Genomic DNA, 9,614 nt, shown 5'->3' on the forward strand with positions numbered 1-9,614 from the left:
ACCCGGCCGACCCCGCTCCCGACGACGACCTGTTCCACGACTCCGGTGGCCGCCACCGGCTCATCGAGCGCCACGACGGGGAGGAGGCCTGATGCCACGCCGTGAGGACATCCAGCACGTGATGGTCATCGGGTCCGGCCCGATCGTCATCGGCCAGGCCTGCGAGTTCGACTACTCCGGCACCCAGGCCTGCCGCGTCCTGCGCGCCGAGGGCCTGCGGGTCTCCCTGGTCAACTCCAACCCGGCGACGATCATGACCGACCCGGAGTTCGCCGACGCCACCTACATCGAGCCGATCACCCCGGAGTTCGTGGAGCTCGTGATCGCGGCCGAGCGTCCCGACGCGATCCTCGCGACCCTGGGCGGGCAGACCGCGCTCAACACCGCGATCGCGCTGCACGAGAACGGGGTCCTGGAGCGCTACGGCGTCGAGCTGATCGGTGCCGACGTCGAGGCCATCCAGCGCGGCGAGGACCGGCTCAAGTTCAAGGAGATCGTCCAGGCCGTCGGCGGCGACGTGCCGCGCAGCGCGGTCTGCCACTCGATGGACGAGGTCCGTGCGGCGGTCGCCGAGCTGGGGCTGCCCGTCGTCATCCGGCCGTCGTTCACGATGGGTGGCCTCGGGTCCGGCATGGCCTACGACGCCGCCGACCTCGAGCGCCTCGCCGGCGGCGGGCTCGCCGCCTCCCCGGTCACCGAGGTGCTGATCGAGGAGTCCGTGCTCGGCTGGAAGGAGTACGAGCTCGAGCTGATGCGCGACCACGCCGACAACGTCGTGGTCGTCTGCTCCATCGAGAACATCGACCCGATGGGCGTGCACACCGGCGACTCGATCACGGTCGCCCCGGCGATGACACTGACCGACCGCGAGTACCAGGACATGCGCGACGTCGGCATCGCTGTGCTCCGCGCGGTCGGGGTCGACACCGGCGGCTGCAACATCCAGTTCGCGGTCGACCCCGCCACCGGGCGGCTCGTCGTCATCGAGATGAACCCGCGGGTGTCGCGGTCGTCGGCGCTGGCGTCGAAGGCCACCGGCTTCCCGATCGCGAAGATCGCCGCGAAGCTGGCCATCGGCTACACCCTCGACGAGATCCGCAACGACATCACCGGCGAGACCCCGGCGGCCTTCGAGCCGGCGCTGGACTACGTCGTGGTGAAGGTGCCGCGTTTCGCGTTCGAGAAGTTCCCCGGGTCCGACACGACCCTGACGACGACGATGAAGAGCGTCGGCGAGGCCATGTCGATCGGCCGGTCCTTCCCCGAGGCGCTGGGCAAGGCGTTGCGCTCCATGGAGACCGCCGACGCCGGGTTCTGGACCCGGCCCGACCCGGACGGTGAGCCCGACGTCGCCCGGCCCACCGACGGGCGCATCTACGCCGTCGAGCGGGCGCTGCGCCACGGCGCCACGGTCGAGGACGTGGCCGAGCGCTCGGGCATCGACCCGTGGTTCGTCGACCAGATCGCCGCACTGGGGGAGCTGCGCACCGAGATCGCCGACGCCCCGGTTCTCGACGAGGTGTTGTTGCGCCGCGCGAAGCGGTCCGGGCTCTCGGACCGGCAGATCGCGTCGGTGCGCCCGGAGTTCGCGGGTGAGGACGGGGTCCGGTCGCTGCGCCACCGCCTCGGCATCCGGCCCGTCTACAAGACCGTGGACACGTGCGCCGCCGAGTTCGCGGCCCGCACCCCGTACCACTACAGCGCCTACGAGACCGACCCGTCGGCCGAGTCCGAGGTGACGGCCCAGACCGAGAGGCCGAAGGTGCTCATCCTCGGCTCCGGGCCCAACCGCATCGGGCAGGGCATCGAGTTCGACTACTCCTGCGTGCACGCGGTGATGGCGTTGCGCGAGGCCGGGTTCGAGACCGTCATGGTCAACTGCAACCCCGAGACCGTCTCCACCGACTACGACACGGCGGACCGGCTCTACTTCGAGCCGCTGACGTTCGAGGACGTCCTGGAGGTCGTGCACGCCGAGCAGGCGTCCGGGACCGTCGCGGGCGTGATCGTGCAGCTCGGCGGGCAGACGCCGCTGGGTCTGGCGCAGCGGCTCACCGCGGCGGGGGTGCCGGTCGTCGGCACCTCGGCCGCGGCGATCGACCTCGCCGAGGACCGTGGCGAGTTCGGCGAGGTGCTGCGCCGCGCCGGGCTGCCCGCCCCCGCGTTCGGGATGGCGACGTCGTTCGAGCAGGCCCGCGACATCGCGAACCGGATCGGCTACCCGGTGCTGGTGCGCCCGTCGTACGTGCTGGGCGGGCGCGGCATGGAGATCGTCTACGACGAGGAGACCCTCGCCGGGTACATCGCCCGGGCCACGGAGATCAGCCCGGAACGTCCGGTGCTGGTGGACCGGTTCCTCGACGACGCCATCGAGATCGACGTCGACGCCCTGTTCGACGGCACCGAGCTCTACCTCGGCGGGGTCATGGAGCACATCGAGGAGGCGGGGGTCCACTCCGGCGACTCGTCGTGCACGTTGCCGCCGATCACGTTGGGGCGCAGTGTCCTGGAGGACGTGCGCCGGTCCACCGAGGCCATCGCCCGCGGGGTCGGGGTGCGCGGGCTGCTCAACGTGCAGTACGCGCTGCACGGCGACACGCTCTACGTGCTCGAGGCCAACCCGCGCGCGTCGCGGACCGTGCCGTTCGTCTCGAAGGCGACGGCGGTGCCGCTGGCGAAGGCGGCGGCCCGGATCATGATGGGCGCCACCGTCGCCGAGCTGCGTGCCGAGGGGATGCTGCCGAAGGTCTCCGAGGGTGCGACGACGCCGGCGTCGGTGCCCGTCGCGGTCAAGGAGGCGGTGCTGCCGTTCAACCGGTTCCGCACGCCGTCCGGCCAGGGCGTCGACCCGTTGCTCGGCCCGGAGATGAAGTCGACGGGCGAGGTCATGGGCATCGACGCGTCCTTCGGTCCGGCGTTCGCCAAGGCGCAGGCCGCGGCCTACGGCCCCCTGCCGACGTCGGGACGGGTGTTCGTGTCGGTCGCCGACCGGGACAAGCGCGCCATGGTGTTCCCGGTGCGCCGGCTGGCCGACCTCGGCTTCGAGGTCCTCGCCACCGACGGCACCGCGGAGATCCTGCGCCGGCACGGGATCGACGTGACCGAGGTCCGCAAGTGGGGCGACCGCAAGGAGGGCGACACCATCGTCGACCGCATCCTCGCCGGGGACGTCGATGTGATCGTCAACACCCCGTACGGCAACGCCGGTCCCCGCGTCGACGGCTACGAGATCCGGGCGGCGGCGGTCACGAAGGGCGTGCCGTGCATCACCACGGTGCAGGGCGCGGCGGCAGCGGTGCAGGGGATCGAGGCCATGATCGCGGGCAGCATCGGGGTCCGGTCGCTGCAGGACGCCCACGCGGCGCTGGCGAGGGCGGGCCGATGAGCGACCGTTTCGGCGCGCGGCTCGCGCGGACGGCCGACGCGTTCGGCACGCTCTGTGTCGGCATCGACCCGCACCCCTCGCTGCTCGCGGAGTGGGGCCTCACCGACGACCCCGACGGGCTCGCCCGGTTCTGCGACGTCTGCCTCGACGGCCTCGGGGGGCACGTCGGCCTGGTCAAGCCGCAGTCCGCGTTCTTCGAACGGCACGGCTCGGCCGGGGTGGCGGTGCTGGAGCGGCTGCTCGCCGGGCTGGCGCAGACACCCACCCTGAGCCTGCTCGACGTCAAACGCGGCGACATCGGCTCGACAATGGACGGCTACGCCGACGCCTACCTGGGCGTCGGCGCGCCGCTGGGTGCCGACGCCGTCACGCTCTCGCCCTACCTCGGTTTCGGCTCGCTGGCGCCTGCGCTGCGGGCCGCGGAGGAGGCGGGGCGCGGCGTGTTCGTGCTGGCCAGGACGTCGAACCCGGAGGGCGGGCCGGTGCAGCTGGCCGACTGGTCGGGCCGCAGCGTCGCCCAGGGGATCGTCGACGGGGCGGCCGCGGCCAACGCGGACGTCACGCCGCTCGGCGACGTGGGCGTCGTGATCGGCGCGACCCACGAGCACGGCCTCGACCTGTCCGCGCTCGGCGGCGCGGTGCTGGCGCCGGGCCTCGGAGCGCAGGGCGCGAGCCCGGCCGACGTCGCGGCCCGGTTCGCCGGGCTGGCGGGGATCGTCGTGCCCACGGCGTCGCGGTCGGTGCTGCGTGCCGGTCCGGACCCGGTGGCGCTGCGCGGCGCGGCCGAGGTGTTGCGAGACGAGCTGGAGGCCGCCCGCGCGGCGAGCTGACACCCGGGCCACGGGTCGGCAACGGCCTGAGCGCCATGGCGTGCGGGAGCCGAGTGGTACTAGCACCCTCGCCCGCCGGTCACCCCTGGTCGATCCTGGGGACCAGTGGCGAAGGAGGAGGGCCGGTTTGGTGGACGTACTGATCGTCGACGATCAGCGACCGTTCCGGCGGGTGGCCCGCACGGTCGTGGGTCTCGTCGGTGGCTGGCGGGTCGCGGCGGAGGCGGGCAGCGGGGAGGACGCACTCGACGAGGCCGAGCGCCTCCGGCCCGCTGTCGTGCTGATGGACATCAACCTGCCCGGTATCAACGGGATCGAGGCGACGAGGCGGCTGCTGGCCCGGGCCCCGGGGACGACCGTCGTGCTGCTGTCGACCTACACCGTCGACGACCTGCCCGCCGACGCCGCCGACTGCGGCGCCGCGGCGTACATCCGCAAGGAGGACCTGACGCCGGCCGCGCTGCGCGCACTGCACGTGGGCTGATACGCGTCCAGGAGCCCAACGACGGATGTTGTCGGGAAGAACACGTCGCTGCGCGGTGGCCCACCGGTCCGTCCGACCGCCCGTCGGTGGTCGGCGTACCGGCGTGTGCGGACGCGGCATGCCGTTGCCGTGCGCCGGACGGCGTGGCGGGTGTCCTCGCGTGCGCCGGCTGAGCCGCGCGGTTGTGACGTATCGCCGAACGGCCGGGTCGATCGCCGCCGTTCGGCCCCGTTCGTGGTATCACCCTTTGGGGGGTCGTCGACGGTAAAGCGCCTGGTGCGACCCCCCGTTCACGGCCTCGTAAGGGTCGTGAGTACGTTCGTCCGAGTCTCTTCGGGTCACCCCGCAGAGAGCGCCGACGCAGGTTCCGAGCAGGTCCCGGCGGCGGTCCCACCAGAGCGATGTGCACGACGAAAGACGGAGGAGATCGTGGCCCTTCCCCAGCTGACCGAGGAACAGCGCGCCGCAGCGTTGGAGAAGGCGGCCGCCGCGCGCCGGGCCCGGGCAGAGCTGAAGGACCGGCTCAAGCGAGGCGGTACGACCCTCAAGGAGGTGCTGACCCAGTCCGACACCGACGATGTTCTCGGCAAGATGAGGGTCTCGGCACTGCTCGAGGCGATGCCGGGTGTCGGCAAGGTCCGTGCGGCGCAGATCATGGAGCGCCTGGAGATCGCGACGAGCCGTCGCCTGCGTGGCCTGGGCGACCGGCAGCGCAAGGCGCTGCTCACCGAGTTCGAGGGCTGACGGATCGGGCCGGTCGCATCCCGGGCCCCCGGGCACGTGGTCGATCGGTCCCAGCCCGGCCGTGACGGTGGCCGGGCCGGGTGGGCGTCGCGAGCGGCGTCCGGAACGGAGCGAGGACGAGGCGTGAACCGCGCCCCCGACCCTGCTGGAACCGCCGTGGACGAGCCCTTGTGCGACGGCCGCTCGCCCGACGCGCCGAGAGGCCGGCTGATCGTGTTGGCCGGCCCCTCGGGCGTCGGGAAGAGCAGCGTCGTCGCCGGGCTGCGCGAGCAGCTGCCGGAGCTCCACTTCAGCGTGTCGGCGACGACACGCGCCCCGCGCACCGGTGAGGTCGACGGCCGCGACTACCTGTTCGTGTCGTCGGCCGGGTTCGACGACCTGATCGCCCGCGGTGAACTGCTGGAGTGGGCCGAGATCCACGGCGGCCTGCAACGCTCCGGCACCCCCGCGGCGCCGGTCGAGCAGGCCCGGGCCGCAGGGCGGCCGGTGCTCGTCGAGGTCGACCTGCAGGGCGCCCGCGCCGTCAAGGCGGCGATCCCGGACGCCGTGACGGTGTTCGTCGACGCCCCCTCCTTCGAGGAGCTGGCGCGACGTCTCAAGGGCCGCGGGACCGAGTCGGCGGCCCAGTTCGAGCGCCGGTTGCAGACCGCGCGCGAGGAGCTGGCCGCCCGCGACGAGTTCGACGTCGTCGTCGTCAACGACGACCTGCGGGCAGTGGTCGACAGGTTGGTAGGATTGGCGATCGGCCCCACGCCGCCGGAGAGCAGGCGCAGGGGTCCTGACGACGATCTCTCCCCACAGGAGTCCTTTAAGTGAGCATGCCTCTGACCGGTGCAGTCGCCGGTTCCACGCCCGAGGGCATCACCAACCCGCCCATCGACGACCTGCTCGGTCAGGTGTCGTCGAAGTACGCGCTGGTGATCTACGCCGCCAAGCGGGCCCGCCAGATCAACGACTACTACTCCCAGCTGGGCGAAGGCCTGCTCGAGTACGTCGGTCCGCTCGTCGAGCCGGGCCCGCGTGAGAAGCCGCTGTCGATCGCCATGCGCGAGATCCAGAGCGGCCTGCTCGAGCACACCGAGGGCGAGTAGTCCCGAGGTGACCGCGCCCCGCGTCCTGCTGGGTGTGGCCGGCGGCATCGCGGCCTACAAGAGCGCGGAGCTGCTGCGCCGGTTCACCGAGTCCGGTCACTCGGTGCGGGTGCTGCCCACGGCCGCGGCGCTGGAGTTCGTCGGCGCCGCGACGTTCGAGGCCTTGTCGGGCCGGCCGGTCCACACCGGCGTCTTCCAGGACGTTCCGTCGGTGGCGCACGTCCGGCTCGGCCAGGAGGCCGATCTGGTCGTGGTCGCCCCCGCCACCGCCGACCTGCTCGCGCGGGCCGCGCACGGTCGCGCCGACGACCTGCTCACCGCCGCGCTGCTCACCGCGCGCTGCCCGGTGCTGTTCGCCCCGGCGATGCACACAGAGATGTGGCAGCACCCCGCCACCCAGGACAACGTCGCGCTCCTGCGGTCCCGGGGTGTGGTGGTGCTGGAGCCCGCGTCGGGCAGGCTCACCGGCAAGGACACCGGCCCCGGCCGGCTGCCCGACCCCGCCGAGATCGCCGAGCTCGCCCGGTTGCTGCTCGAACGCGGCGACGCCCTGCCGCGCGATCTCGAGGGCCGGCGCGTCGTCGTGTCCGCGGGCGGCACCCGGGAGCCGCTCGATCCCGTCCGGTTCCTCGGCAACCGTTCCTCGGGCCGACAGGGCTACGCACTGGCGCGCGTGGCCGCTCAGCGCGGCGCCGCGGTGACGCTCGTCGCCGGCGCCACCGCCGACCTCGGGGACCCGGCGTCGGTCGAGGTCGTGCGGGTCGGCACCGCGGAGCAGATGCGCGTCGCGATGCACGAGGCCGCCGCCGACGCCGACGTGCTGGTGATGTCGGCCGCGGTCGCCGACTTCCGGCCCGCCACCCTCGTCACCACGAAGATCAAGAAGACGCCTGGCGCCTCGCCCGACCCGCTCGTCCTGGCGACCAACGCCGACATCCTCGCCGAGCTCGTCACGGCGCGGCGGCCCGGTCAGGTCGTCGTCGGGTTCGCCGCCGAGACCGGTGACGAGTCCGGCGACGCGCTGCACCACGGCCGGATCAAGCTGCGGCGCAAGGGATGTGACCTGCTGGTCGTCAATGCCGTCGGCGACGGCAAGGCCTTCGAGGTGGCCGACAACGCAGGCTGGCTGCTGGCCGCCGACGGTGCGGAGACGGAGCTTCCCGACGGGTCGAAGGCGCTGCTCGCCTCCCGGGTGTGGGACGCCGTCACCCCGCGCCTGTCGTGAGCGGGCGGTCGGCCCGCGCCGAGATCGGCGCGGTACGGCCGCTCGCCGAGATCTGAGCCGTGAGCGGGTGGTCGGCCCGCGCCGAGATCGGCGCCGTAAGGCTGCTCGCCGAGGTCTGAGCACCTCGCCCGGTCTCCCGGCGCGACGAGAACGGCCCCACTCCCGGTCCGCCCGGGGTGGGGCCGTTCTCGTGGAGCTCCCGGCTCTCGGCCGGTCGGGGCGTGTCAGCCGAGGAGACCCGAACGCGTCGGGGTGCTCCCGGTCGACTCGTCGCTGCCGCCCTGGTCGCCGCCGGACGCACCGGCGTCGCGCGCGGCGGCGGTGTCCTGGGAGGAGGTGGTGGTACGCGGCGCCGTCGTGGTCGGCGCGGCCGACCCGGTGCTGCGCAGTTGCGACGACTTCGTCGTGGTCGCCGCCGGCGTGGTCGGGCGGACCTGCTCGCCGCGCGCCGCACCGCTCGTCGTCGGGGCGGTGGTCGTGGTGGCCTTGGTGGTCGTCGCCGACCCGCCACGGCCCGGGTTGGCGGAGACGTACTGCTCCGACGCCCAGCCGTTGAGGTTGGTGAGCTGCACGTAGCCGTTTCGGCGCTCACCGATGGTGACGTCCGTGCCACGCTTGCAGACCGTCACGACCGAGGCCGTCGCGCTCGGCTGCGAGCGGACGTTGACGTTGTCGGTGCAACGCCCCTGTTCGGCTGCGGACGCCGTTCCGACCATGACCAGGACGGTGGTCGCGCCGGCAGCGATCAGGCCACCGACGACTGCGGCCGCGCGGCCTCGCCGTTGCAACAACGCGTTCATCTGGGGGGTACCTCCGTTGGGTGGATGCGCTCACCAGGCCCAACGAGTCGGCTCGTCACCGATTCGCCATCTGCCCCGACATCACCGGAAGCGGTGAACGATCACCGGCGCGTCGGGCAAACCGATTACGCTCGGTGACGTGGCGAACGGCATCGGTCGTCGCAGGTCAGGCCCGTGAGCAGGGTCGGTGACGTCGACTAGGCTCGGGCGGGACCACAGGACGACTCTGGACGGAGACACGCGTGACGAACCCGGCCCGCCGGCTGTTCACCAGCGAATCGGTGACCGAGGGTCATCCCGACAAGATGTGCGACGCGATCAGCGACACCGTCCTCGACTCGCTCCTCGCGCAGGACCCCCGCAGCCGCGTCGCCGTCGAGACGATGGTGACCACCGGTCAGGTGCACGTCGCGGGCGAGGTCACCACGAGTGCCTACGCCGACATCCCGACGCTGGTCCGGGAGAAGATCCTGGAGATCGGCTACGACTCGTCGGCCAAGGGCTTCGACGGCAACTCCTGCGGCGTCAACATCGCGATCGGCGCGCAGTCGGCCGACATCGCCCAGGGCGTCGACACCGCCTACGAGTCGCGTGTCGAGTCCAGCGAGGACGAGATCGCCCGCCAGGGCGCCGGCGACCAGGGCCTGATGTTCGGCTACGCCAACACCGACACCCCGGAGCTGCTGCCGCTGCCGATCGCGCTCGCTCACCGGCTCGCCCGCCGGCTGACGGAGGTCCGCAAGAGCGGGCTGCTGCCGTACCTGCGGCCCGACGGCAAGACCCAGGTCACCATCGAGTACGACGGCGACCGCGCGGTCCGCGTCGACACGGTCGTCGTGTCCAGCCAGCACGCCGCCGACGTCGACCTCGACGCGCTCCTGGCCCCCGACATCCGCCAGCACGTCGTCGAGCCGGAGCTCGAGCGTGCCGGCATCGACGCCGACGGTGCCCGGCTGCTGGTCAACCCGACCGGCCGGTTCGTCGTCGGTGGCCCGATGGGTGACGCGGGCCTCACCGGCCGCAAGATCATCGTCGACACCTACGGCGGGTTCGCC

9 protein-coding genes are annotated in these 9,614 nt (G+C 72.7%); 8 read left to right on the plus strand and 1 reads right to left on the minus strand.

Features of this window, described 5'->3' with window-relative positions; all coding sequences use genetic code 11:
- Nucleotides 1–91: 91 nt before the first annotated feature.
- The 7 genes from carB (at nt 92) to coaBC (ending at nt 7,759) form a co-directional block, all read left to right on the plus strand.
- On the plus strand, nt 92–3,385 hold the full coding sequence (carB, locus tag TOK_RS23575) for a carbamoyl-phosphate synthase large subunit (RefSeq protein ID WP_098960175.1): 3,294 nt from the start codon (nt 92–94) through the stop codon (nt 3,383–3,385).
- Complete coding sequence (gene pyrF / locus TOK_RS23580; protein WP_098960176.1) at nt 3,382–4,215, plus strand: orotidine-5'-phosphate decarboxylase; 834 nt, start codon at nt 3,382–3,384, stop codon at nt 4,213–4,215. Before carB ends, pyrF begins: the two co-directional genes overlap by 4 nt.
- A 130-nt stretch (nt 4,216–4,345) precedes the next feature.
- On the plus strand, nt 4,346–4,699 hold the full coding sequence (locus TOK_RS23585) for a response regulator transcription factor (RefSeq protein WP_253258587.1): 354 nt from the start codon (nt 4,346–4,348) through the stop codon (nt 4,697–4,699).
- Between the two features lie 429 nt (nt 4,700–5,128).
- The gene (gene mihF, locus TOK_RS23590) at nt 5,129–5,443 is read left to right on the plus strand and encodes an integration host factor, actinobacterial type (RefSeq protein WP_098960178.1); all 315 of its coding nucleotides are present in this window, start codon (nt 5,129–5,131) and stop codon (nt 5,441–5,443) included.
- Nucleotides 5,444–5,566: 123 nt separating this feature from the next.
- Nucleotides 5,567–6,259, plus strand: coding sequence for a guanylate kinase (gene gmk, locus TOK_RS23595; protein ID WP_374754925.1), 693 nt, complete (start codon nt 5,567–5,569; stop codon nt 6,257–6,259).
- A gap of 2 nt (nt 6,260–6,261) precedes the next feature.
- On the plus strand, nt 6,262–6,534 hold the full coding sequence (gene rpoZ / locus TOK_RS23600) for a DNA-directed RNA polymerase subunit omega (protein ID WP_049803439.1): 273 nt from the start codon (nt 6,262–6,264) through the stop codon (nt 6,532–6,534).
- Nucleotides 6,535–6,541: 7 nt separating this feature from the next.
- Complete coding sequence (coaBC, locus tag TOK_RS23605; RefSeq protein ID WP_253258588.1) at nt 6,542–7,759, plus strand: bifunctional phosphopantothenoylcysteine decarboxylase/phosphopantothenate--cysteine ligase CoaBC; 1,218 nt, start codon at nt 6,542–6,544, stop codon at nt 7,757–7,759.
- A 224-nt stretch (nt 7,760–7,983) separates the two neighbouring features.
- Here the strand turns inward: coaBC and TOK_RS23610 are convergent, their stop codons facing one another.
- Nucleotides 7,984–8,559 (minus strand): SH3 domain-containing protein, encoded by a 576-nt coding sequence (locus TOK_RS23610; RefSeq protein ID WP_098960180.1) that lies wholly within the window; start codon nt 8,557–8,559, stop codon nt 7,984–7,986.
- Nucleotides 8,560–8,864: 305 nt separating this feature from the next.
- Between TOK_RS23610 and TOK_RS23615 the strand changes: the two genes are divergently transcribed.
- Nucleotides 8,865–9,614, plus strand: a 750-nt coding sequence (locus TOK_RS23615; RefSeq protein WP_374754926.1) for a methionine adenosyltransferase domain-containing protein, incomplete at its 3' end; no start/stop codon positions are given.

This window comes from Pseudonocardia sp. N23, assembly GCF_002583555.1.
Classification (GTDB): Bacteria; Actinomycetota; Actinomycetes; order Mycobacteriales; family Pseudonocardiaceae; genus Pseudonocardia.